The sequence below is a fragment of the Paenibacillus hexagrammi genome, assembly GCF_021513275.1.
Lineage (GTDB): Bacteria > Bacillota > Bacilli > Paenibacillales > NBRC-103111 > Paenibacillus_E > Paenibacillus_E hexagrammi.
Window position 1 is genome coordinate 5,859,096 of the sequence record NZ_CP090978.1, and the last position, 23,405, is coordinate 5,882,500.

Annotated in this window: 20 protein-coding genes, 2 rRNA genes, 3 pseudogenes and 1 riboswitch (1 of these 26 only partly in view); of the genes and pseudogenes, 4 read left to right on the forward strand and 21 right to left on the reverse strand. The window is 48.2% G+C overall.

The genetic code is table 11. The features are described from left to right. Positions 1–104 precede the first annotated feature (104 nt). The 7 genes and pseudogenes from ispE to L0M14_RS26895 all read right to left on the reverse strand — a co-directional run bounded on the left by ispE (position 105) and on the right by L0M14_RS26895 (position 6,142). Positions 105–958 (reverse strand): annotated as a pseudogene (ispE, locus tag L0M14_RS26865) (4-(cytidine 5'-diphospho)-2-C-methyl-D-erythritol kinase). A 689-nt stretch (positions 959–1,647) separates the two neighbouring features. Beyond that, positions 1,648–1,818, reverse strand: a pseudogene (locus L0M14_RS26870) (small, acid-soluble spore protein, alpha/beta type); the annotation flags it as partial. A gap of 114 nt (positions 1,819–1,932) precedes the next feature. Further along, a complete protein-coding gene (gene veg, locus L0M14_RS26875; protein ID WP_235119466.1) occupies positions 1,933–2,205 on the reverse strand; it encodes a biofilm formation stimulator Veg in 273 nt (90 codons plus the stop codon). Positions 2,206–2,497: 292 nt separating this feature from the next. After that, a complete protein-coding gene (yabG, locus tag L0M14_RS26880) occupies positions 2,498–3,361 on the reverse strand; it encodes a sporulation peptidase YabG (RefSeq protein WP_235119467.1) in 864 nt (287 codons plus the stop codon). A gap of 64 nt (positions 3,362–3,425) precedes the next feature. Next, entirely contained in the window at positions 3,426–4,328 is a 903-nt protein-coding gene (rsmA, locus tag L0M14_RS26885) for a 16S rRNA (adenine(1518)-N(6)/adenine(1519)-N(6))-dimethyltransferase RsmA (RefSeq protein ID WP_235119468.1), read from the reverse strand. A 12-nt stretch (positions 4,329–4,340) separates the two neighbouring features. Beyond that, positions 4,341–4,877, reverse strand: a complete 537-nt coding sequence (rnmV, locus tag L0M14_RS26890) for a ribonuclease M5 (RefSeq protein WP_235119469.1) — start codon at positions 4,875–4,877, stop codon at positions 4,341–4,343. Between the two features lie 125 nt (positions 4,878–5,002). After that, complete coding sequence (locus tag L0M14_RS26895; RefSeq protein WP_235119470.1) at positions 5,003–6,142, reverse strand: resuscitation-promoting factor; 1,140 nt, start codon at positions 6,140–6,142, stop codon at positions 5,003–5,005. A 297-nt stretch (positions 6,143–6,439) separates the two neighbouring features. Next, a riboswitch (cyclic di-AMP (ydaO/yuaA leader) is annotated at positions 6,440–6,637 on the reverse strand. A 282-nt stretch (positions 6,638–6,919) separates the two neighbouring features. On the opposite strand from L0M14_RS26895, the gene L0M14_RS26900 reads away from it, so the two are divergent. Then, entirely contained in the window at positions 6,920–7,663 is a 744-nt protein-coding gene (locus tag L0M14_RS26900; protein ID WP_235119471.1) for an ABC transporter ATP-binding protein, read from the forward strand. Continuing rightward, on the forward strand, positions 7,660–8,889 hold the full coding sequence (locus L0M14_RS26905) for an ABC transporter permease (protein WP_235119472.1): 1,230 nt from the start codon (positions 7,660–7,662) through the stop codon (positions 8,887–8,889). Before L0M14_RS26900 ends, L0M14_RS26905 begins: the two co-directional genes overlap by 4 nt. On the opposite strand, the pseudogene L0M14_RS26910 reads toward L0M14_RS26905, so the two are convergent. Beyond that, positions 8,875–9,641: pseudogene (locus L0M14_RS26910) on the reverse strand (TatD family hydrolase). The gene L0M14_RS26905 and the pseudogene L0M14_RS26910 sit on opposite strands and share 15 nt — an antisense overlap. Before the next feature lie 51 nt (positions 9,642–9,692). Continuing rightward, a complete protein-coding gene (locus tag L0M14_RS26915; protein ID WP_235119473.1) occupies positions 9,693–10,970 on the reverse strand; it encodes an HD domain-containing protein in 1,278 nt (425 codons plus the stop codon). A gap of 383 nt (positions 10,971–11,353) precedes the next feature. Between L0M14_RS26915 and L0M14_RS26920 the strand changes: the two genes are divergently transcribed. Next, positions 11,354–11,608: an AbrB/MazE/SpoVT family DNA-binding domain-containing protein gene (locus L0M14_RS26920; RefSeq protein WP_188178304.1), complete on the forward strand. Its 255-nt coding sequence runs from the start codon at positions 11,354–11,356 to the stop codon at positions 11,606–11,608. Positions 11,609–12,185: 577 nt separating this feature from the next. Here L0M14_RS26920 and rsmI read toward each other — a convergent pair. The 10 genes from rsmI to L0M14_RS26970 all read right to left on the reverse strand — a co-directional run bounded on the left by rsmI (position 12,186) and on the right by L0M14_RS26970 (position 19,637). Continuing rightward, complete coding sequence (gene rsmI, locus L0M14_RS26925) at positions 12,186–13,076, reverse strand: 16S rRNA (cytidine(1402)-2'-O)-methyltransferase (protein WP_235119474.1); 891 nt, start codon at positions 13,074–13,076, stop codon at positions 12,186–12,188. A 62-nt stretch (positions 13,077–13,138) separates the two neighbouring features. Then, entirely contained in the window at positions 13,139–13,900 is a 762-nt protein-coding gene (locus tag L0M14_RS26930; protein ID WP_235119475.1) for a tRNA1(Val) (adenine(37)-N6)-methyltransferase, read from the reverse strand. A gap of 76 nt (positions 13,901–13,976) precedes the next feature. After that, positions 13,977–14,321 carry a DNA replication initiation control protein YabA gene (gene yabA, locus L0M14_RS26935; protein ID WP_235119476.1) on the reverse strand — a complete coding sequence of 115 codons (345 nt, stop codon included), beginning with the start codon at positions 14,319–14,321 and terminating at the stop codon, positions 13,977–13,979. Between the two features lie 69 nt (positions 14,322–14,390). After that, entirely contained in the window at positions 14,391–15,194 is an 804-nt protein-coding gene (locus L0M14_RS26940) for a PSP1 domain-containing protein (RefSeq protein WP_235119477.1), read from the reverse strand. A 1-nt stretch (position 15,195) separates the two neighbouring features. Further along, a complete protein-coding gene (holB, locus tag L0M14_RS26945; protein WP_235123044.1) occupies positions 15,196–16,170 on the reverse strand; it encodes a DNA polymerase III subunit delta' in 975 nt (324 codons plus the stop codon). Between the two features lie 63 nt (positions 16,171–16,233). Further along, positions 16,234–16,680 (reverse strand): YaaR family protein, encoded by a 447-nt coding sequence (locus tag L0M14_RS26950; protein WP_235119478.1) that lies wholly within the window; start codon positions 16,678–16,680, stop codon positions 16,234–16,236. Positions 16,681–16,721: 41 nt separating this feature from the next. Further along, complete coding sequence (locus L0M14_RS26955) at positions 16,722–17,051, reverse strand: cyclic-di-AMP receptor (RefSeq protein ID WP_235119479.1); 330 nt, start codon at positions 17,049–17,051, stop codon at positions 16,722–16,724. Positions 17,052–17,097: 46 nt separating this feature from the next. Next, a complete protein-coding gene (gene tmk / locus L0M14_RS26960; protein ID WP_235119480.1) occupies positions 17,098–17,754 on the reverse strand; it encodes a dTMP kinase in 657 nt (218 codons plus the stop codon). 45 nt (positions 17,755–17,799) lie between these two features. Next, entirely contained in the window at positions 17,800–19,311 is a 1,512-nt protein-coding gene (locus tag L0M14_RS26965; RefSeq protein ID WP_235119481.1) for an aminotransferase class I/II-fold pyridoxal phosphate-dependent enzyme, read from the reverse strand. Positions 19,312–19,433: 122 nt separating this feature from the next. Next, positions 19,434–19,637 (reverse strand): sigma factor G inhibitor Gin, encoded by a 204-nt coding sequence (locus L0M14_RS26970; RefSeq protein WP_235119482.1) that lies wholly within the window; start codon positions 19,635–19,637, stop codon positions 19,434–19,436. Between the two features lie 141 nt (positions 19,638–19,778). Between L0M14_RS26970 and L0M14_RS26975 the strand changes: the two genes are divergently transcribed. Beyond that, on the forward strand, positions 19,779–20,303 hold the full coding sequence (locus tag L0M14_RS26975) for a hypothetical protein (RefSeq protein WP_235119483.1): 525 nt from the start codon (positions 19,779–19,781) through the stop codon (positions 20,301–20,303). A 169-nt stretch (positions 20,304–20,472) separates the two neighbouring features. Here L0M14_RS26975 and rrf read toward each other — a convergent pair. Further along, positions 20,473–20,589 (reverse strand): 5S ribosomal RNA (gene rrf / locus L0M14_RS26980). A gap of 58 nt (positions 20,590–20,647) precedes the next feature. After that, positions 20,648–23,405: ribosomal RNA gene (locus L0M14_RS26985) — 23S ribosomal RNA — on the reverse strand (it continues 160 nt past the right edge of the window).

The following is a 23,405-nucleotide window of genomic DNA, read 5'->3' on the forward strand; positions in this document are numbered from 1 at the left end:
GCGACCGCTACGCTTCTCCGAAAACTACTGATCTCTTCATTCCAGTTTATCAACTGTCTCAAGCTCCAAAGGAGCTTCTCGTCTAAACTATTTATGTCTAATCACTATGTCAACATTCTAACGGCATAGACGTCCTTGCAAAATCCACGCAGTCCGTTATAGATCCGAGGAATCTTCGCTTCCTTGGAGACAAGACCGAACACCGTAGGTCCGCTTCCGGACATCAACACCCCATCTGCACCAAGCCTCTGCATGCATTCCTTTAAGTGGCGCACCTCCGGATATAGCTCCAGCGTCACTTCTTCCAGCACATTACCTAGGCTTCGGCACAACTCATCGAACTGCTTATCTCGAATCGCTTGTAATACCGCGCTGGTAGAAGGGTGCTTCTTAATTCCCCGCGCGTTCAGCTTCCCGTAGATTTCTGATGTCGATACATTAATAGGAGGCTTGGCCAGTACGACCCAGCATTGCGGCGGAGAGCTAATCGGTTCAAGCTTCTCTCCTCTGCCCCTCGCTACCGCAGTTCCCCTGTTACACAAAAGGGAACATCGGAACCAAGCTCAGCACCTAGATTCTGCAGCTCCTCCATGGGAATGCCCAGCTTCCATAGCTTATTCAAACCACGCAATGTAGCAGCAGCGTCACTGCTTCCCCCAGCCAGTCCGGCGGCTACGGGAATTTTTTTATCCAAATGGATGTATACGCCTTGTTTCACATCGTAGCGGTCTTTGATGAGTCTAGCAGCCTGAAAAGCCAGGTTCTTCTCATCAAGCGGGATGTACCCCGCCTGTGACGAGATGATGATGGTATCCCGAGGCAATTCCTGCATTTCAATCCGATCCGCCAAATCCACCATGGTCATAACCATTTCTACTTCATGATATCCGTCTGGCCTTTTATGCAGGACGTCCAGAGACAAGTTGATTTTGGCCGGTGCTTTTTCAAAAATCTTCATCCGATCACCTTCTTTTGCTCGTTTGCCATTGAAACATTATATCAAAAGAGCAAAAGAAAAGCTAAAGCAAATGCTTTAGCTGAGAACGATGATAAAGTAGTTCAATCCTAGGTTTGATTTTGCCCTTGAGAAGAATGGGGAGGTATCGCTCCGTTATGCAGAAAGGCTGTACCTTGCGTCCCCATAGAAGAAACATAGCCATTCCCCGTATGCCCAGTTGGATACTGTCCGTGCATAGGCTGGTGCCCGTGCACTTGCGCCGTTTGCTGCTGACTGTATCCCTGCTGCCCTTGTACTTGCGCCGTTTGCTGCTGATTGTATCCCTGCTGCCCTTGTACTTGCGCCGTTTGCTGCTGATTGTATCCCTGCTGCCCTTGTACTTGCGCCGTTTGCTGCTGATTGTATCCCTGCTGCCCGTTAGGTGACATAGTGCTGAAAGCAGCCTGATGGTACGCTTGATTAGAGTAAGCGGGATAAGCTTGCTGTTGAGACTGGAGAACTGCTTGCTGTTGAGACGGTAAGCCAGCATGCTGCTGCTCATGGTTGGTTTGCTGGTATGCATTCGACACCGGCGTGTAGGTCTGAGCAGACTGTGCAGTAGCAGTTTGCGTGTAACCCTGTGCAGGCTGAGCAGTAAAAGTCTGTGCAGGCTGACTGGAAACATTCGAAACAGAGTTGCCTGGCGTATACTGCTTAGCTAGCGTTTCTTCGGCGATTTGAATCGCGCGCTTAACCATATTGCCAGCATCCTTTGTGCGGATGCCTTCCCAGCCTTCTTTTTGAACAACATCGTAAAACCCCAAATCTTTAGCTAATTCATATTTGAAACTCTCTGACATTACGCTTCTTCTGCGACTCATACGTTTCCCTCCTAAATACAAGAAAGTACGCATAGTGTGCGCAATCTGTACAAATCCATACAAGAAGCAAAAAAGCAGATCCGCCGGATCCGCTTATATTAAAACGCTTGTAAGCTAATGTTGAATGTACGTAATTCGGACTTGTCCGTCATCATTGCAAACGGTCACTTCCACGGACTCCGTTAGAATATCTGCGTAGCTGTAGGAGACCCGTTTAGATGCATTGGACTCTTCCAGCTTAACAATAAATACAGAAGGGTAGGTTTCTTCCAAAACACCAGATCGCTCAATGGTCTTTCGACGGCCACCATTTGCTCTCAACATGATCTTCTGCCCAACATGGGGCTCCAAACTGCGTTTAATTTCCAACAGCGCATTTTTTGCCATTGTCAACTACCACCTCTTTCTCTGTTGATTATAACCGATCGGGTTATATATGTCAAATTTGGGCCAAATATTATATCAGCATGACAAACGTACTGTCAATGGAATATCTGACTAAATTTCTTTATTTTACGTAGTATAGAGTCTCACTAAAGCTTACAAATTATACTTGCAATTTCCATTAAAATTCCAGAAAACAAAAAGAGCATCCAGAGAGAACGACCTTACTAGGAGGTCTTCCACCTGCACACTCTCTATTATACATTTATTCCCAGAAGCATTCATACAAGTATGCTTATTCCATATGCTGAATGCCGGGTATCCCCATTCGGTAGCTGCCCCTTGTTTCCACGCCTCCCAGCCCATCAAGCCCTGTGACCGTCAAATCGACAACATCCAGCATGGAGATCATTTCCTTAACGGAGGTGTAAGACAGTTTGGAAGCTATACATAAAGGATCCAGCGCATGGATCAGAATGCGTGCCGGTGAACTTGCAAAGTTCGCCCCTGCCCGAAGCAGAGCTTCAAAGTGTGATTGGCAAGCTCCAGCGACAATGATAAGCGAGTCTCGGTTGCGTTCATATTGCCTCGCTACCTGGACGGCATTGACAAAGTGCTGTGAGTTTTTATAGCTGCCCAAATTGTTCATATCCCCGATCTTCCGGTGCTTGAGAATACCGTCATGACCGGTAATCACGACGATGTCCGGTTTGATTTGCGGCAGGAGCCGATACAGGGCATCCGGCATCTGCGATTCCGGGATGTAGAACCCCTCAGCAGGGACCCTAAGCTCACCGTACAGCTGCATGCTCTTACGCAAATAAGCCGGGTCTCCATCTACGTGCAGAACTTTACCCGGCACTTCAAAGTAACTGGATCCGGCGGCGAGCTTATGTGATAGAGCCGACTGATTCTTGTCGTGCAGCTGCTGTCTTGCTTTCTCAATCCGTCGCAACGCTTCCAGCATTTGCGGCGTGGTTGATCGAGGATGATCGACCGAAGCCGCTGCATGGGATGCCGCCAAATCCGACAGCGGCGCATCCGCCATCAGCCGATAATCGACACCGCGTAGATCAGCCTTCAGCCGTTCAATGCGCTCAATCTTGAAGATGACGTCTCCGCCATAGGATTTACGGGTAACAAAGTCTCCTTGCCTCATCGCTCAAATCCCCTCCTAGGGCTATCCTATGGCGGGACTGGGCATTTGGTGCGGGTAAATTTGGCTATTTACAGCCGTACGCGCGGAGAGCCGACGTCAAGCGCGCGAATTCCTCCATACTGAGCGTCTCGCCGCGGCGCGAAGGCACAATGTTGATGCCGAGAAGAAGCCCTTCGAGCTCGGCCTTGGTTTCTTTGGTAAAGAACCGTGCAGCCAGGTTATTGTAAAGGGTCTTGCGCCGCTGGACGAAGGACGATTGGACGACTTCGAAGAAGAAGTCCGGGTCCTCTACGTCCACCGGCGGCGCCGTGCGCACACGCAGCCGGATCACGGCGGAATCGACGTTCGGCTGCGGAACGAAGACGGTGCGAGGCACGATCGTGACGAGCTCCGGCTCGCAGTAGAACTGTACGGCGATGCTCAGGCTGCCGTAGTCTTTGGAGCCGGGGGCGGCCGCCATGCGGTCGGCCACCTCTTTTTGAATCATCACGACGATATTCTCCAGCGGAAGCTTCTCTTCGAGAAGCTTCATGATGATCGGCGTCGTGATGTAATAGGGCAAGTTGGCGACGACGCTGACGGCGTCGACCTTGCCCTCGAAGTGCTGCCGGAACAGCTCCGGCAGGTCCAGCTTTAACACATCCCCATGCACGACTGAGGCATGGGGGTACGGCTCCAGCGTCTCTGCCAGAATGGGCAGCAGACGCTGATCAATTTCAACAGCAAGCACACGCTCTGCGAGCTTAGCCAGCTGCTGAGTCAACGCGCCGATACCGGGCCCAATCTCAAGCGCCCCCTTGCCGGGTCCGAGATCCGCAGCGGATACGATTTTATGGAGAATATTTTGATCGATCAGAAAATTTTGCCCTAGACTCTTTTTCAACACCAAATCATGCTTCTTTAAAATTTCCTTGGTTCTACTCGGCGTAGCGACATCCTCAGAAAGGATCCTATTGTTCGTATTCATGGATTACAACCCTCATTTATCTAATAGTTCTGCCGCCGCCTCAAACTCCTCACGAGTGATTTGAAACATGGCACAGCGTTTATAAAATTGCTTACCGTTACAGTACCCTATCCCCAGTTTCTTGCCTACCTCCAAGCGCCTTGAAGCCGCTTCAGGATGGACGATAAGACCCGCATCTATCAAATCTTCCCATGTCACCATGGAGACAGCAGCTTCATATTCTGTACGAAGATGGCTTAGTGCGTGGCGTATCGTCTCCGGGGAGGCATTCTCGACGCCAATATCCCCTTTGTACTCCGCCTGTTCTTGTGAAATAAAAGCATGCTTGCAGCCAGGAACCTTGGCAGCTACAATCTTGCGTATCCGTTCACCGGCATGATCGGGGTCCGTGAAGATAATGACACCCCTGCGCTCCTGCGCAAGCGCAATCCGTTTGAGCACAGCAGCTCCAATTGCGGAGCCTCCTGTTTCGATGGTGTCTGCTTGTACCGCACGCCGGATCGCAGCCGTATCATCCTTGCCCTCAACTACAATAACTTCCTTAATCATACAGCCGTTCCTTTCCCTACACGCACAAAAAGAAGAGGGAGCCCCTCTTCTTTCGCCGGCACAGCCGGATCATTCCTATTTATTTTCATTCTGCCCGTGCAGATATTTATTTACACCTAGATGTGCTAGTTCTCCGTTGGTTTCTTCGGTCCGATAATATAGACGGTAAACCCGCTTTTCGTCCCGAATCGATTGGCATGACTCTCATCGTCATAATACACGTCGATCATCTGCCCCTTCACGCCGCTGCCGATATCCTCAGCACGACGGAAGCCCACGCCCTCAATGTATACCCACCAGCCAAGCGGAACCACTTTGGGATCTACGGCAATCGTTCTGCCTTCCGTTACGGTAGTCCCTGTATAGGTCTTACCATAACCAGGGCTATCCTTGGATTTACCAGTAGATGCAACTCCCGCTGAATACGCAGTAAGCTTCACATTCTTGAGAATTTGCTTGTAACCGAATTTAACGCCATTCTTGGCTATTTCATCCACGCTCGGCGAAGAGGCCGATAAGACAACAACCGGATTCTTGGTTCCTATAGCGACAATTTTATTGACGCTTTCCGATTGGACTTGTTCATCGACAACCGCTTCGGAGACAAGAACGCCGTCTTCGAAGGTCTTCTCTTTCTTTTTCAACAGAACGCCCTCTTTACCTTCCTGGACGACCTGCTCCTTACCTTTCAAGATCGATGCATCATTCTTCTTTTCCGTATCGAATGCGATCGGCTCCGTCATTTCTTCGATTTCTTTTTTCACCCGAACGACTTTAATCTCATCGCCGGATGTCAGTGATGCGGTTGGTTCAGGGGTTACTTTATCGAGGTCTCCCAGTGCAATATGTAAATCCTGCAATGCACTTTCAACCGTTCTTGCAGTTGTGTAAACAGTGGTGGTCTTTCCATCAGCAGTCAACTGAATCGGTGAAGCATGCTCGATAACGAATTTCTCTCCGCCTTTGATTTTGGTATTCAGCGCAGCAGAAATTTCATCGTGCTCCCCTATCTTTATGGCTTGTTCATCCAGTAGGCGTTGCAGGACCCATTGCTTCGTGTGCACAACGGTTTCTTGTCCATTCACAACTACGGATACGCTCTTGGTAGCCGTACCGTACAACAACACCAAAAACATGAAAGTCATAGCGATTGAAATCAAACCCAAACTTAAGATCAAACGCAAGTTTTCATGCTTCCATCGCAGTGCCAAGGACATGCTGGATGATCGACTTACATGGGTCTCGGTTAAAGAGATGTTGCCCACTTCTTCGGTCCTCCTTCAAAGCCTCGCCGCCCGTGTGTTACGCATGATTATTAGACGCGACTAAGGTTATTTGTGTGATTTAACTTAACGTACCTCTTCCTCTCCAGCTCTACAGCGGAGTTCTCCCGACAACAGCACACAACGCGCTGCGCTGCCAACGGTAGTCCCACCCCCCTCGCTTTTCATCCTATGAGCATCCTGATGTAAATATCTCCAAAAAATGAAAAGACCAGCGGAAAGAGGACTCTTCCCGTGGTCTTGTATACATGTGTGTAGACATGACTAGACACGACAATCGTTACCTCTCTCGGTACGCTTACGAGGTTAGCTGACGGATTCGGACGTGAGAGTCGCCCTACCCTGCTCCTGCATCATGCAGTCACAATGGATTCACCCCTGATAATCATTCTGCTTGCAAATCAGCCTGTACGTAAACACTGACTTGCCGGCAGCGGTTCCCCCGTTCCCTTATATGGGACTCAGCGAATGGAAATTTGGCAAATTGGTTATTAAGTTATTATGAAAAGTATATTACGCTGTAAATCTCAACCTGTAAAGGGATAGTCGCCTGCTAAAAAGCGCGGAATTCAATAATTATAGACATTTTAAATAATAAATCACGGCTTTTAATACGTTTTTCTCTATATAACGCATCTTTACGCTTATTTTCACAAAATGAGCCTAGGAATTAGGCACGAAAAGCGAATTTGTTTATAATGGTGGTGGTTAAAACTGGGTGAAAAGTTCCAATAATTTGCTGAAAAGGAAGGCCATTCGATGAATCCCATTCTGCAACTTGAAGCCTTGTATGGAGGATATCTTCCAGGCAAGCCTGTTCTTCACGGACTTACTTTTTCGATTCGCCAGGGTGAAATGGTGGGTCTAATCGGCCTTAACGGGGCTGGTAAAAGCACGACCATTAAACACATCCTTGGACTGCTACAGCCGCAAAAAGGCGTTATTCGCATCAAAGGACTCACGCTGGACGAGCAATCCATCTCTTATCGCTCTTCTTATGCTTATGTACCCGAGAGTCCCGAGCTCTATGAGGAATTAACCATTGCCGAGCATCTGGAATTAACCGCAATGGCATATGGGCTGACACGCGAGCAGTATCAGGAGCGATCCCAGATCCTTCTAGAGGAATTCCGCATGACAGATAAGCTGAAAAGCTTCGCCCGACATTTGTCCAAGGGGATGAAGCAGAAGGTTATGATCATGAACGCTTTCTTGGTCGAACCAGACCTGTATATCATCGATGAGCCCTTTCTTGGCCTCGACCCGCTTGCGATACGCTCGCTGCTGGAATTAATGGTGAGGATGAAGCACAAAGGGGCCAGCTTCCTCATCTCATCGCACATTTTGTCTACCATTGAAAAATATTGCGACCACTTTGTCGTATTGCATCGAGGGCGCATGGCAGCTCATGGCGATATAGAAGGACTGCGAGCACAAACGGGCCTGGCGCAAGCGTCATTAGACGACATTTTCTATCACATTATCCAAGGTGATTCTTTATGAAGGACATGAGAATGAGTGTTGAGGATATATGGAGGCAGCGTTTTCACCTTTATATGAAAGAAACGATGGGCTATTGGCTATATGCCGCCCGCAGTAATTTTGTCGGCTTCATGTTATTTCTTGTCATTGTAGCTTCCTATTATTATGCAAAAACATTACAGCAGCTTCCGACAAATTATCCTTACCTCTGGATTGTGCTGCTGCTGCTCGTTCCTACACTATCGGCAAGTCCAATTCGTACACTTCTAAGAGATGCAGATAGAATGTTCTTACTGCGTATGGAAAGTCAGATGGGGAGCTATTTTCGACACTCGATTCTGTACAGCCTTGCCCTGCAAACTTTGTGGCTATTGGCCGCCATTGCAGCACTTTGGCCTCTGTATCACCACTGCGAGGGTACTGCTGCTCAGCCTTTCATTCTTATGCTGCTTCTGTTGATCGTCGTGAAGTTAGCACACCTGCTTGCCAGCTGGCATGAAAGCCGTATTGTCTACGCAAATCGCAGAAACGCTTTTATTCTTTTTCGCTGGGGCGGAAGCGTTGCTATTGTCATCCTTCAATTCCAAGTCCATTTGATGTGGGCCGGCTGTGCAGCCTTGCTGCTGCTTGGCATCTGGTTGATCTGTTTAAGAAGAACGTTACGCTACTATATAGGATGGGACTATCTGATCGCTAGAGAAAAGCAGCAGCAGGCACAATTGTATCTGTTTTTCAACTGGTTCATCCACGTCCCTCAGCTTCCTACGAAAATCTCGCGCCGCAGCTGGATTAGCGGAATTACCCGGATGCTGCCATTTCGACAGAATTCCGCATACTTGTATCTCTTTACAAAGACGCTGCTGCGCACCGAGCTATTCGGCATCATCTTACGTATGACCGGACTCGGCATTGTGATCTTATGCGCAGCCTCCAGTCCGTGGGCCCGAGCAATCGCTTTGATCATCATTGTGCTTGTGTCGATGATTCAGCTGACTGGCATTGAGCGTGCGCACCAATATACCTTTTGGCTGGACATGTACCCCTTAGATCGTATGAAAAAAGCAGGAGCTACAGCTTGGTTGATCTGGACTGTACTGCTCATCCAGACCTGTCTGCTGTCGATCCCGCTTCTGATCAGGTCTTCGGTTGTCTATGCGCTCCTCCCCGCTGCGGTGGTCATAATCATCACCTTCATCTGCGGAGTTGTACTGCGCCGAAAATTTCGTACCGCTCTACTTGAGCCCTAATAAACGAATTGCATTACCCGTTGTAATTTCAGCAAGTTCCTCCAAGCTTAGTCCGCGTATTTCCGCGGCTGTTTCGGCAACAAGCCGGACATAGGCCGATTCATTGCGCTTGCCGCGGAAAGGATGCGGAGTCAGATAGGGAGCATCCGTCTCAATGAGAAGACGATCGAGCGGAACCTGAGCCAGCACTTCCTTTGGCTGCTTCGCATTTTTGAAAGTAACGGGACCCCCGAATGAAATGTAAAAATTCATGTCCAGGCATTGCTTGGCCGTCTCCCAGCTGCCAGAGAAGCAATGCATGATCCCCCCACTTCCGCCGCCTTTTCCTCTTTTAAAATTTGAAGGATATCTTGATGCGCATCACGGTTATGTATGACAATCGGCATATGGAGCTTCCGCGCCAGCTGAATTTGCTCCCTGAACACTCGCTGCTGTACATCCTTAGGTGATGTATCCCAGTAGTAATCCAACCCGATCTCTCCGATCGCCACTACCTTCTCGTGCTTGCACAGTTCCTCTATCCATTCCAGATCGCCAGGCTTCATATCAATGGCATCTACAGGGTGCCACCCCACCGTCGAGTAGATAAAATCATAGCGTTCTGCTAGCTCAATGGACGTTGGAATCGTCTCTCGGTTGAAGCCGACATTCACCATACGGGTGACCCCTGCATCCCAAGCACGCCTAATCATCTCATCACGGTCTTCGTTAAATTGCTCTGCATTTAAGTGCGTATGTGAATCTGTTAGCATGATAAACTCCTTTGAATGATGAAATTCTCGTTCGACTTCGTTGCGCCCCTGTTAATCCTGTGAGCCCAGCAGCGCCCATACATCCTGGTATTCTCTCGTATTCAAGCCTTCCACTAACTCTTCAGGGTAGTAGATGTGGTGTTTGCCTCGATGAATGCCGCTAATGGAGCGCACGATTTCCGACTTGTGCGTGATTTCCGTCAGTTGATCTTTATGATTCAGCAGGAGGATAGGAAAGTTATCATCACTCTCTCCAGGCCTGTACACATCGTAAGAAAGTCCTGTCGGAAAATCAATCTCCAGATACGAGGCCGGCTCCAGTCCCATCTCATTCATCACATGCTCCATGCGGGCGAGCACCTTTTGGTCCAACTCTTCAAACGTACTGTATTTGAACAGCTTTCGGTTTAAAAAGCGTTTGCACAGGTCTGACAGTGTTGCATCTTTCTCCCCGCTCCAGAACGTTAACATCGTCTGCATCACGGATTCGTCTAGCAGCAAATAGTCTTGCAGAGTCAGCTTATTTTGAATCAAATGAAGGATCGGATCAACCATGAAGCCAAATGCATATTGCTCCTCATATAAATGCTTTGCCCGTTGAAAAATCTTATTCAGCAAAATTTCCGCACTGCGTGTCACCGGATGGAAGTACACCTGCCAATACATCTGGTACCTGGACATCAGGTAATCCTCCACCGCATGCATGCCGCTTTCTTTCACGACAATATGGCCCTTGTACGGCCTGACAACACGAAGGACTCGTTCCAAATCGAACATGCCGTAATTTACTCCAGTGAAATATGCATCTCTCAGCAGATAGTCCATACGGTCAGCATCCAATTGACTGGATACAAGGCTGATGACGATCTCTTTATTGTAAGATTTGCAAATAACTCCAGCTACCTGCTTCGGAAATTCGGGCGATACCCGGCTGAGCACCTCATTGACCTCGGTATCTCCCAGCACTATGCGGCAAGACCAGTCCTCGTGACGGGTTCCAAAAGCTTTTTCGATCGAATGGGAGAACGGTCCGTGTCCCAAATCATGCAGAAGTGCTGCACAGAGACATAGCAATCTTTCTTCCTTGGGCCAATCCTCATACTGGTTCCGTTCAAATTGAGAAATGATCTTCCGTGTCACCTCATAAACGCCAAGCGAATGGGAGAACCGGCTGTGCTCCGCACCGTGAAACGTCAAATAAGAGGTTCCTAACTGCCTGATGCGCCGCAGCCTTTGAAACTCTTTCGTATTGATCAAATCCCAGATGATATCATCCTGAACATAAATGTATTTATGTACGGGATCCTTGAATACTTTCTCTTCTTTCATTCAGCCACAACCTCTCTTTTGCTGATTTCGACATCATTTCGACAGCTTTTCGACATCACTTGCGTTCTACATTCGACATAATTGTCGAATAAAGTCGAATCATAGATTCCAATTTCGAATGTAACGTTTTCCCTTTTCTTCCTGTAAAATTAAAGCCTCTTCACGTCACTTTTGTAAGATATTACTTACAAAACCTTACCCCATAAGGGATTTCCTTTGTCTTTACTCCACAAAACTTTCATATTTTTTTAGACCAATGTATAATTTAATAAAAGATGGTTGACTATTTTGGGAATGGTTGGTATCATAAGTTATGAAAAGATTGTCGAAACATGGCGATTAACTTTTACATCTACTTCACATTCGGAAGGGGAACTTCATATATGTTGAAATCCACTGGTATCGTAAGAAAAGTTGACGAATTAGGCCGCGTTGTTATTCCAATCGAACTCCGCCGCACGCTGGGTATTGGCGAGAAGGACGCTTTGGAAATTTATGTAGATGGTGAGCGCATCATGCTAAAAAAATATGAGCCTGCATGTATCTTCTGCGGCAATGCCGAGAACGTTACTTATTTTAAGGGAAAAATTGTTTGCCATATTTGTTTATCTGAGATGCCAACACCTGTGACAAAATAAGAAAAATAGTATATAATAGAAGTATCACATTTCCTTTAGGTAATTCTAACCTTTTTCATATCTCCTCTAGTCTCTAATTCGTTGGCGAAAGCCACGGGTTAGAGATCTTTTTTTGTTCAGATTTTAGAGAGGCTGAAGCCGCCCCTCTTCCTATAACATATCTTAAGTCTAATTCCAGCACACCAGCGGTTATTCCTAAACCAATGCTGAGTAGGCTAGTGCAAAACAAAGGATTACGTACGTCTCTATGTTGTAGATCGTCTACATCAAACCATTCGCTGAGCCTAACGTATATGCGGGGGCTTTGATGCCCCTTCTTTTTTCCACCGACTTGTTGCTTCGCTGTATCTCTACTGCTTTCTTGCTTCTCTGTATGAATGCTCCTTCAATGCTTGATTGTTAACCACAGCTTCGCCGCAGCCTTATTCTTTCTGCATGCTTGCAAAGTTCATTTCTTCAGCAATAAGTCAATTTTACTGTATCCTACTGGATTGTCGATTCACTTTACTTAATCTTTACAAACCTAATTCAGGCATACTTCTTCTTTGTTCCTTCTTAAAGCGTCGCTTCATCGCTGCTAACGCTCAATCAACGCATTATACACATCGCGCTTGGACAGGCCACGATCTATGGCCGTCAGCTTCATTGCTTCCTTCCGCTCATTGCCCTGCGCCTCATAGTGCTCAACATGCTCGCCGAGTGACAGCTGCGCCCACCAAGCTCCTGCACCGCCGGCTGCGGAAGCTGCCGCTGCCGACTCGCCTTCGGCGATGATGCAATATTCCCCTTGCGGCGGATATTGCGAGAGATGCTCGAGGCACTCCTCAATCGTGCCTCGGACAAATTCCTCGTACCGCTTCGTCAGCTCGCGGGCGAGGCAGACCCGCCGCCCGCCGCCCCACACCTCGGCCATCCGGCCGAGTGTTTTCTCGACGCGGTGCGGCGATTCATAAAACAGCAGCGTGCCCTGCGTCTGCTGCAGTCCTTGCAGCACCTTCGTCTGATCCTTTTTCTCCCTGGGGAGAAAACCGACGAAGGTAAACCGGTCTGTCGGCAGGCTCGATGCAATCAGCGCCGACAGAGCCGCATTCGCGCCGGGGATCGGGACCACCGGCACGTCCTGCTCCACGGCCATCCTCACCAGGTCGTAGCCTGGATCGGAGATGGCCGGAAGCCCCGCATCGCTAACCAGCGCGATGCTCCGCCCTTCAAGCAGCAAGCGGATGAGCTCCGGTCCGCTTGCCTGCTTGTTGTGTTCGTGATAGCTGACGAGTCGCGTTGCGACTTCAAAATGCGTCAGCAGCTTGCGCGTTTGCCGCGTGTCCTCCGCGGCAATCAACTCCACTTCCTTCAGCGTGCGGATCGCGCGGAAGGTCATATCCTCCAGGTTGCCAATCGGAGTGGCCACCAGGTATAGCGTCCCTGCGCCTCTACCTTCGGCGTAGCTCTTTTGTACTTGTATCGTCAATGTTGGTACCCTCTTTACCCATTACTTTATTATATGCTTGTACATCTGCCATTCTGACTACTTTACAAATCTTCCAAAGAAGCTCGTCCACCGTAATACACTTCCTGCAGCTCCTTGCAATACTGTCCATCCTGATCGTATACGATAAAAGGAGGAAGCGTGCGGATTTCCGGCTTACCATCCTTCATTCCTTCTATTAAGACCATCATCGCTTCCTCACCGGCACGTGGATGCACATAGCGGATTCGCTTAGGTTCAATTCGATATTGCCGCATCAGGCAGCAAATATCGACCAAGCGAGACGGTCGATGCACCATCGCTACCTTTCCCCCTGCCTTCACTAGCCTTGCCGATGCTGCGATCACATCTTCGAGTGTGCAATGAACTTCATGCCTTGCCGCTGCAATATGCTCATTCACATTCTGCTCACCATTAGGGACGGGTAGATAAGGCGGGTTTACCGTTACTACATCGAATTTGCCATGCCCCAGATTTTGATGAATGGTCTTCAAATCTCCTTGCAGCATATGCAGCTTCTGCTCCAAGCCATTAATACGCATATTCCGAGCGGCCATATCTGCTAGTCTCTCCTGAATTTCAACACCCCATATCTCTGCCCGGGAACGGGTACTCAGCAGGAGAGGAATGACCCCATTACCCGTACACAAATCAATCATTGCCCCCCTATGGGACACGGAACAGAAGCGAGCTAATAAAACAGCATCCAGTGAAAAGCTGAATACTTGATCACTCTGTATAATTTTCAAATTATGGGTCAATAAATCATCAATTCGTTCTGAAGGTTGTAAAGGTACTTGATTCATATATGGATTAGGCCAATTCCTTTCATGTCCTCTTTATGGAAAAAACCGTAAGGATATCATCCCTACGGTCAACAAACTATTTATTTAAAAAGGATAAGCAAAACAGACAATCTCCTTCAGTACGAAGGTGCCCATAATAGACATTGCAAATGTGAAAACCTTCATTATATAGACGCGCCAGATTGTCATATCCTGCACCGATAATGGGAGCTTCCTCCACATCCTCTCCCACCGGCTGTTCTACCACAGCAGGGTCATCCTGCCGGATCAACTTGCGCAGTTGAGCATTTTCAATGCTAAGCCGCTGGTTCTCTTCGAGCAGAGCAATCACTCTTTTCTTCAAATGCCCCAATTCGGCGTAAGTGGCGCCCATTCTTTCTTCGATTTCACCAATCTGCTCGAAAACATCTTGTTTATCCACGATTTCACCTCTAGAGCCATGCGTGCTTGTCGCGCCGCCCTTTATTCACGGCTTGTCCGAATCAAGCGTCTACTCTTGTTCTACCACATCATCAAACGGCAAATCCATGACCTTACCAAGATCAAATAATTGCACTTTAGCCGTGCGTTCATTCAAGTTCAGACCGAGCACCTTGCCATTGCCCAAGGAAGTAATCACATGTCTGCCGACAGTTGGGAGCGTATCCTTAGCACTCTCATAATTATCATGCTCATACTTCAGACAGCACATTAAACGACCGCAAAGCCCAGATATTTTCGTAGGGTTCAGCGATAGGTTCTGATCCTTAGCCATCTTGATGGATACAGGCTCGAAATCACCTAAAAAGGACGAGCAGCATAAAATCCGCCCGCAAGGTCCGATGCCTCCAAGCATCTTCGCTTCATCACGAACACCGATTTGACGCAATTCGATGCGCGTTCGAAAAATACTAGCCAAGTCTTTGACTAACTCCCGGAAATCGACTCGACCTTCTGCCGTAAAATAAAAAATAATTTTATTCCGGTCGAACGTATACTCTACGTCAACTAGTTTCATCTTAAGATTATGATCTTTAATCTTTTCGTGGCAGGTTTGAAAAGCATCCTTAGCAGCCTTCTTGTTCTCTTCGACCAGATCGGCATCTGTATGATCTGCAATCCGGATCACCTTTTTGAGCGGCAAAACCACATCGTTTTCTTTGACGCTTTTTTTGCCAACAACTACCTTGCCATATTCGACGCCTCGTGCGGTTTCCACGATAACGGCATTTTCTTTTTCTATAGGCAGATCGATCGGATCAAAATAATATATTTTACCCGCTTTCTTGAAGCGGACTCCAACTACCGAATACATGCTACACCCCCTGCATCTCCACCAGCATTTTTTCTATCACCAGCTGCGAATTGGCGTTAAACCGCAAGCGTTTTTGAAGATCAACCGCCTGCTCCATCATCCAAACCCAATCAGAAGTGTCCCGACTGAATGCGAGGGAGCCCATCCAGTCCAACTGGTCGTGATACACTAGCTTGTCTCTGCGCTCAAGGCGCAACTGCACCATATCTTTAAACCAGAGAATCAACATATCAAAGAGCGTTGATATATGATCCGCCAGCTCTGTCTTCATCATCTTTTGTACGGTAATCATCGAGGAAGGAAACCGCGTCAGCGTCTCCTTCGCTAATTGTAACACTACGCTTCTCATTTCTGCAAACCAATTCGAGGCGAGCAGCTCCCGCGCAGCCTGCATCCCAGCCGTCATATGAGCAGCCGGATGAACTAATGCAGCAGCATAACCCTCTAATAGAAGCGCTTCAATCATATCCCCGCGCGGCATCGGTGTGAACGAAATCCACTGAGCGCGAGACTGAATGGTCGGGAGCAAAGCATTCCCATTTTCCGTTATCAGAATCGCCACTACGCGGGAAGTCGGTTCTTCTAAAAATTTTAACAGACTGTTTGCAGCCTGCACCGTCATTTTATCTGCGTGATGCAAGATGTATATTTTCGTGCCGGAGGCTGTAGCCCGGTATGCAAATTCCTTTTGCAACTCACGGATTTGTTCGATTTTAATAGAAGCCCCTTCAGGCTCGACAATGTGCAGATCGGGATGATTACCATGCTCTACCTTACGGCATTCCAAGCATTCCCCGCATCCGTCATCGGTTACATTACTGCAATAAATGGCCTTCGCCAAAGCCGTAGCCATTGCGGATCGCCCTGTCCCTACAGGACCGCTGAAAATATAAGCATGAGACAGCTTGTCCTGCCTCAATCCGCTTTGCAGCTGCCGTTTGGCTGCCGCTTGTCCAGGAATTTCTTGAAAGGACATCATCATTTCTCTCCATCCGAATTCATCGTCCTATAGACGAGCACTACACAAACTCTCAATCACCTAAAATAAAAGGTTAATCAGCATGCCTCGGATCTCTCCGATTCTGTGCAAGATATCAATGCGTCCCTGCTCGTTTTCCAGCAGCTCGTCCGCCAAGGCAAGCAAATGCACATCGATCTCTTCCAGCAGCTTATACCTCTTCGATCTTCCTCTGCGGTCCCAGCCCTTAGTATCTCTTAAGCTGACACCCCGTCTGGCCGTTTCCTCTAGAAATTTCTTGACCATCAACTTGTACTGCCGAAGCTCCCGAACGGTCATCGAGCGGGCCAGACGATCTCCCTGCAGCGAAATCTGCTGCATCATTTGCGTCAATTGCTCCTGTGAAACTTTCTCGTCGTGCTGATGCATGATATCCGAGAAATTCCGGGGCGCCGTCATAGGTGACGGGACATTGTCGCTGACTTTCACGTTCTTGCCGATGGGCTGCCACCCCGGATTAATTTTCATGATTTTTCATCCATCCTTATATAAGTAATCGACATTCGATGTTAGAAATGCTCAAATCTTTCGACTGGCAGTACGAATACAGCGGCTCCACCCACCTGTACTTCCACTGGAAATGGAATATACGAATCAGTCGTTCCACCCATTGGTGACACCGGTGTGACAAGCTGCTCCCGTATTTTACAATTAGCACGAATAACCTGAAGCGCCTCTTGTACCCTCTCGTCTTCCGTGCCTATCATAAAGGTTGTATTGCCGGCACGCAAAAAGCCACCAGTACTCGCAAGCTTGGTCGCGCGAAATCCTTCTTTGATCAGCGCATTAGAGAGACGGTTACTATCTTTGTCTTGAACAACGGCAACGACTAACTTCATGGGCGATTCCTCCTCTTCATTATAAACGAAGTTCGACTCGGATGCTTTAGCCGGAAAGATGTACCTCAAGCAACCGTTTACAGTCGATCAAAATATCCTCGGCAATCTCAGCTTCTGTTCGATTCGCATCGATGACTTTTACCCTCTGGGGCTCCTCTGCAGCAATTTGATGAAATCCATCCCTAACTCTGCTATGATATTCAAAGCCTTTCTGCTCGATACGGTCCAGCTGAAGCTCTGTTTGTGTTCCTGCCGCTCGTTGACGCAGCCTATGCTGACTAACCTCTACAGGCACATCCAACAAATATGTCCTCTCTGCCTGCAGCCCGGAGCTTGCATAGCGGTTAATGGATGTAACCATCTCCCGATCCACGCCTAATCCGTAAGCCTGATAAGCAACACTTGCATCAATAAAGCGGTCGCATAGAACTACTTTCCCTGCCTCTATTGCTGGTAAAATCAACTCATGCACATGCTGAGCTCTGGATGCCGCATAAAGAAGAACTTCAGCCTGATCGGTCATTTCCTTATTCTCAGGAGATAATATGATACTTCTTATGCGGTCACTGATGGATGTACCACCTGGCTCTCTGGTTACAACGACATCATAGCCAAGAGCTGTGATTTCTTGTGCCAACTTCTGCAGTTGGGTCGTTTTGCCGGCGCCGTCCGGGCCTTCAAACGTAATGAATATTCCCTTCACACGAACCTCCTAAATGCTGAAGCACCTTGCCTTGCCTGTAATGTACTATGTGTATATCTTAAGCTTGCGGGTCTGTCCATATGCTGTCCCTTGAAACTTGATGCCAAGCGCTCTGAATTGCTCCAGCATCTCGGCTGCTGCTTCTGTGATCCTTTCTCCCGGATACAGGAGAGGTACTCCCGGCGGATAAGGGATCACCATCTCAGCGGAACATTTTCCTATAGCTTGCTGAACGTCGACCGAGCTTGTTGCTAAGCTGTACGAGATCCCTTCATTCTGCAAATTTCGCATATCAAATTTGACAGGCTGCGAAATGTGAGTAAGAGAAGGTAAGTTATATATATTCGTGATAGGCGGTTGAAGTTCCTTCTTTTCCACCAGTTCCTCCAAACAAATGTTACATAACGCCTCATATAATCTAGTTACGTCATCTTCCGTTGATGCTGGAGTGAGAACTAGCAGAACATTTCGAGCATCTGCCATTTCGACATAACAGCCGCGGGACTCCAGTGCATCTCTCAGCTGAGGACCAGATAACGTTCCCGTCCGTTCACGAATCGTGATTTTAAAAGGATCTACCGTTGTGTATCCAGGTCCTGATACTAGAGGGTAGCTATTGAAAGAATACTCGAATTCAGCTTTCTGATCCAGCAGCTTTCTCAAATAATTAACTACTTGTAATCCCTTTCGTACCCATTCTTCCCCCTGTGTATGCATGAGCTTCCTTGCCAAATCCAACGAAGCCATTATGGGGTAGGATGGGCTAGAGCTTTGAAGCATAGTTAAGCGCTGTTTTACAGCCTCCCGATTGATAAGCTTCCCCTGTATGTGAAGCATGGCTCCCATGGTCATGGCGGTCAGCATTTTATGGGTCGACTGAACGACAATGTCGGCTCCCATGGAGATTGCTGATTTGGGGAGATCCTCATGAAAGCCGTAATGAGCTCCATGTGCCTCGTCCACTAGTACCGGTTTACCTTGTGCATGCATAAAATCTGTGATTGGTTCAAGATCCAATCCCATTCCGTAATAGTTTGGATTCGTTAGAAACAATCCCTTAGCCTCCGGGTAGCGCTTTATGGCCTCCTTAACGCTATTTATGTTAATCCCCGTAGGTACTCCAAGATGAGGATCCCAACTGGGAGGCAGGAATACCGCTTTAGCACCAGCTAGCATGAATCCATTCAAAACCGATTTGTGCACATTCCTTTGTACAAGCAAAATATCTCCCGGAGCGCACAATGCAGATATCATCGCTAAATTTCCAACCGTACTGCCCCCTACCAGAAAGTAGGTCTCCTCCGCACCAAAGCAATCCGCTGCAAGCCTTTCGGCTTCCAAGATCACCCCTTCTGCTTGATGGAGATCGTCTAGTCCGGATATTTCTGTATAATCAATTGACATGATTGATGAAAACAATCCACTCGCTTCTCGCAGCAATCCTCTGCCCGACTTATGTCCTGGTACATGAAAATTCGCATGTCTTCCTCGCTGATGATCGGCCATTGCGTCATATAAAGGTGCGCGATCTCGATCCTGCTTCGAAATAGTAGTCATTCATTCTGTTCCCCTCTCTCATCCTTCCCCACATTATAGTAGAGAAAACCTGCTAAAAAAACAAAAAAAGCTTCATATCGAAGCTTTCGAGTGTTCCTTATAAAATCTTACCTATGTGAGATCTACATATAAGTGCTGGTTCCAGATTTCCCGGTATGAAAGACTTTCCTCATCTGTTTTACGAAAAATGGGTATCTTCTGTCCTCCACATCCGTTCGAACAATCTCGCTGCTGCACTGGTCACAAATAAACACAGAAACAATATGAATACCTCCGCTGCGCTGCTGCTCACAAATCATACAAACACCAATTCGGTTCTCCTCCATGAAAAATCACCTCATTTTCTTTCTTTACACACTAGTATAGCCAAATCTGAAATCTTCTAAACTAGCTATGTACTCATAATTTGGAAGGAATAATCCGATATATCTAAGAGTGAGTTTTATGTAACTAGACGGAGGGTTTCCATGTCCAAACAAGAGCAGGCACTGTCTAAAGATTCTACTATATATAGCTATAAGTTAATGAAGCGAATGTATCACTCTATATTTAAAATTGTCCCTTACTTCATCGTCCTTTTGCTTATTCTTATTTATAAAATCGATGTGCAGGACTGGCTCCCTTTGCTATTAGGGTATCCCATCATCATTATATTCCATATGCTACTGGTCAGGGCTTTTTTTCAATACACGATCGGAAGTGCTATGAGGGGTTGGTCCTTTCGCCCCGGCATCTTCTGGTGCGGGATCTTGCCCGAAGGACACGCTTCTATTAAACTAGTAAGCAAAGTACAACTGAATCTTTTCTGGATCGGTCTTGCTTTCATCGCCTTATTGTATCCTTGGATTCCTGCCATATGGATTTTGGATTTGATTCTTTTTCACACCTGGGTTCTTATGCCCCGCCTTTGGATGCTTTATCGATTTAGACCCTATCGTCAAAGCGGTCTGATCAAAATCACAAGAAAAGACACTTCGTGCTTTATACAATAAACAATGGCTTAGTTCTTGTGGCTGTCAGTCCAATTTGCATTATTTAGACCTAATTACCCTAAGCAGGCTCTTATGAGAGTTCTTCGCTTAGGGTTGATTGATTCTTCTAACAAATAAAATATCCAAAAAGAGCCCTCCGAAGATTTCTCTTCAGAAGGCTCTTATTTTTGCTTGGCAACGTTCTACTCTCCCAGAACCCTTCGGTTCAAGTACCATTGACGCTGGAGGGCTTAACGGTTGTGTTCGAGATGGGAACGCGTGGATCCCCTCCGCCATCATCACCAAACATTCAAGGTTTATTCCTTGAAAACTAGATACGAAACTTACGTAAAGTGTGTTTGTTAAAGGTTAAGCCCTCGACCGATTAGTATTCGTCAGCTCCATACATTGCTGCACTTCCACCTCGAACCTATCAACCTCGTCGTCTACAAGGGGTCTTACGAATTGGGAAATCTCATCTTGAGGTGGGCTTCACGCTTAGATGCTTTCAGCGCTTATCCCTTCCGTACATAGCTACCCAGCTATGCCTCTGGCGAGACAACTGGTACACCAGCGGTACGTCCATCCCGGTCCTCTCGTACTAAGGACAGCTCCTCTCAAATTTCCTACGCCCGCGACAGATAGGGACCGAACTGTCTCACGACGTTCTGAACCCAGCTCGCGTACCGCTTTAATGGGCGAACAGCCCAACCCTTGGGACCTACTTCAGCCCCAGGATGCGATGAGCCGACATCGAGGTGCCAAACCTCCCCGTCGATGTGGACTCTTGGGGGAGATAAGCCTGTTATCCCCAGGGTAGCTTTTATCCGTTGAGCGATGGCCCTTCCATTCGGTACCACCGGATCACTAAGCCCGACTTTCGTCCCTGCTCGACCTGTTTGTCTCGCAGTCAAGCTCCCTTATGCCTTTGCACTCTTCGAATGATTTCCAACCATTCTGAGGGAACCTTTAGACGCCTCCGTTACTTTTTAGGAGGCGACCGCCCCAGTCAAACTGCCCACCTGACACTGTCCCCATACCGGTTCACGGTACCAGGTTAGAACTCCGATACGATCAGGGTGGTATCCCAACGGCGCCTCCACCCAAGCTGGCGCTCAGGCTTCAACGGCTCCCACCTATCCTGTACAGATCGTACCAAAGTCCAATATCAAGCTGCAGTAAAGCTCCATGGGGTCTTTCCGTCTTGTCGCGGGTAACCTGCATCTTCACAGGTATTAAAATTTCACCGGATCTCTCGTTGAGACAGCGCCCAAGTCGTTACGCCATTCGTGCGGGTCAGAATTTACCTGACAAGGAATTTCGCTACCTTAGGACCGTTATAGTTACGGCCGCCGTTTACTGGGGCTTCGGTTCACAGCTTCGGGATTACTCCCTAACCGCTCCCCTTAACCTTCCAGCACCGGGCAGGCGTCAGCCCGTATACTTCGCCTTGCGGCTTCGCACAGACCTGTGTTTTTGCTAAACAGTCGCTTGGGCCTTTTCACTGCGGCCCCCTCGGGCTATTCACCCTACCGAGGCACCCCTTCTCCCGAAGTTACGGGGTCATTTTGCCGAGTTCCTTAACGAGAGTTCTTCCGCGCGCCTTAGAATTCTCTTCTCGCCCACCTGTGTCGGTTTGCGGTACGGGCACCTTCGCCTGGCTAGAAGCTTTTCTTGGCAGTGTGAAATCATGACCTTCGGTACTATAAATTTCCCTCCCCATCACAGCCCAGCCTTATGGTGTGCGGATTTGCCTACACACCAGCCTCACTGCTTGGACGAGCATCCATCAGCTCGCGTCACTATCCTTCTGCGTCACTCCATCGCTCATAACGGCTACGGTGGTACAGGAATATCAACCTGTTGTCCATCGACTACGCCTTTCGGCCTCGCCTTAGGTCCCGACTGACCCTGAGCGGACGAACCTTCCTCAGGAACCCTTAGGCTTTCGGCGGATCAGATTCTCACTGATCTTTTCGTTACTTATACCGGCATTCTCACTTGTATGCGCTCCACCTGTCCTTACGGTCAGACTTCAACGTACATACAACGCTCCCCTACCCAAGTACTTACGTACATGCCATAGCTTCGGTGGCGTGTTTAGCCCCGTTACATTTTCGGCGCAGAGTCACTCGACCAGTGAGCTATTACGCACTCTTTCAATGGTGGCTGCTTCTAAGCCAACATCCTGGTTGTCTGTGCAACTCCACATCCTTTCCCACTTAACACACACTTGGGGACCTTAGCTGATGGTCTGGGCTGTTTCCCTTTTGACAATGGATCTTAGCACTCACTGTCTGACTCCCGGATATGAGTTTGTGGCATTCAGAGTTTGACTGGACTTGGTAACCCTTGGCGGGCCCCGCACCCAATCAGTGCTTTACCTCCACAACTCTTTACTCCGAGGCTAGCCCTAAAGCTATTTCGGGGAGAACCAGCTATCTCCGAGTTCGATTGGAATTTCTCCGCTACCCCCACCTCATCCCCGAATTTTTCAACATTCGTGGGTTCGGGCCTCCAGTGAGTGTTACCTCACCTTCACCCTGGACAGGGGTAGATCACACGGTTTCGGGTCTACGTCCACGTACTAAAGCGCCCTATTCAGACTCGCTTTCGCTGCGGCTCCGTCTCTTCGACTTAACCTCGCACGGGAACGTAACTCGCCGGTTCATTCTACAAAAGGCACGCCATCACCCATATAGAGGGCTCTGACTTCTTGTAAGCACACGGTTTCAGGTTCTTTTTCACTCCGCTTCCGCGGTGCTTTTCACCTTTCCCTCACGGTACTGCTTCACTATCGGTCGCTAGGTAGTATTTAGCCTTGGCAGATGGTCCTGCCGGATTCCGACGGGGTTTCACGTGTCCCGCCGTACTCAGGATCCCTCTAGGCATATGTTTGTTTTTGGCTACGGGGCTTTTACCCTCTTTGCCGGACCTTTCCAGATCACTTCGCCTAACAAACTTTTGCCACGTTGAGGTCCTACAACCCCAGGGGCAAGCCCCCTGGTTTGGGCTAATCCGCGTTCGCTCGCCGCTACTGACGGAATCACATTTTGTTTTCTTTTCCTCCAGGTACTTAGATGTTTCAGTTCCCTGGGTATGCCTCTCATGCAGCTATGTATT

Excerpts from the sequence above, each read along its gene's own strand:
- veg (WP_235119466.1), bottom strand. The coding sequence starts at position 2,205 with ATGGCAAAAAATGCGCTGTTGGAAATTAAACGCAGTTTGGAGCCCCAT.
- yabG (WP_235119467.1), bottom strand. The coding sequence starts at position 3,361 with ATGAGGCAAGGAGACTTTGTTACCCGTAAATCCTATGGCGGAGACGTC.
- rsmA (WP_235119468.1), bottom strand. The coding sequence starts at position 4,328 with ATGAATACGAACAATAGGATCCTTTCTGAGGATGTCGCTACGCCGAGT.
- rnmV (WP_235119469.1), bottom strand. The coding sequence starts at position 4,877 with ATGATTAAGGAAGTTATTGTAGTTGAGGGCAAGGATGATACGGCTGCG.
- L0M14_RS26900 (WP_235119471.1), top strand. The coding sequence starts at position 6,920 with ATGAATCCCATTCTGCAACTTGAAGCCTTGTATGGAGGATATCTTCCA.
- L0M14_RS26905 (WP_235119472.1), top strand. The coding sequence starts at position 7,660 with ATGAAGGACATGAGAATGAGTGTTGAGGATATATGGAGGCAGCGTTTT.
- L0M14_RS26915 (WP_235119473.1), bottom strand. The coding sequence starts at position 10,970 with ATGAAAGAAGAGAAAGTATTCAAGGATCCCGTACATAAATACATTTAT.
- L0M14_RS26920 (WP_188178304.1), top strand. The coding sequence starts at position 11,354 with ATGTTGAAATCCACTGGTATCGTAAGAAAAGTTGACGAATTAGGCCGC.
- L0M14_RS26930 (WP_235119475.1), bottom strand. The coding sequence starts at position 13,900 with ATGAATCAAGTACCTTTACAACCTTCAGAACGAATTGATGATTTATTG.
- L0M14_RS26940 (WP_235119477.1), bottom strand. The coding sequence starts at position 15,194 with ATGTATTCGGTAGTTGGAGTCCGCTTCAAGAAAGCGGGTAAAATATAT.
- holB (WP_235123044.1), bottom strand. The coding sequence starts at position 16,170 with ATGTCCTTTCAAGAAATTCCTGGACAAGCGGCAGCCAAACGGCAGCTG.
- L0M14_RS26950 (WP_235119478.1), bottom strand. The coding sequence starts at position 16,680 with ATGAAAATTAATCCGGGGTGGCAGCCCATCGGCAAGAACGTGAAAGTC.
- L0M14_RS26955 (WP_235119479.1), bottom strand. The coding sequence starts at position 17,051 with ATGAAGTTAGTCGTTGCCGTTGTTCAAGACAAAGATAGTAACCGTCTC.
- L0M14_RS26965 (WP_235119481.1), bottom strand. The coding sequence starts at position 19,311 with ATGACTACTATTTCGAAGCAGGATCGAGATCGCGCACCTTTATATGAC.
- L0M14_RS26970 (WP_235119482.1), bottom strand. The coding sequence starts at position 19,637 with ATGGAGGAGAACCGAATTGGTGTTTGTATGATTTGTGAGCAGCAGCGC.
- L0M14_RS26975 (WP_235119483.1), top strand. The coding sequence starts at position 19,779 with ATGTCCAAACAAGAGCAGGCACTGTCTAAAGATTCTACTATATATAGC.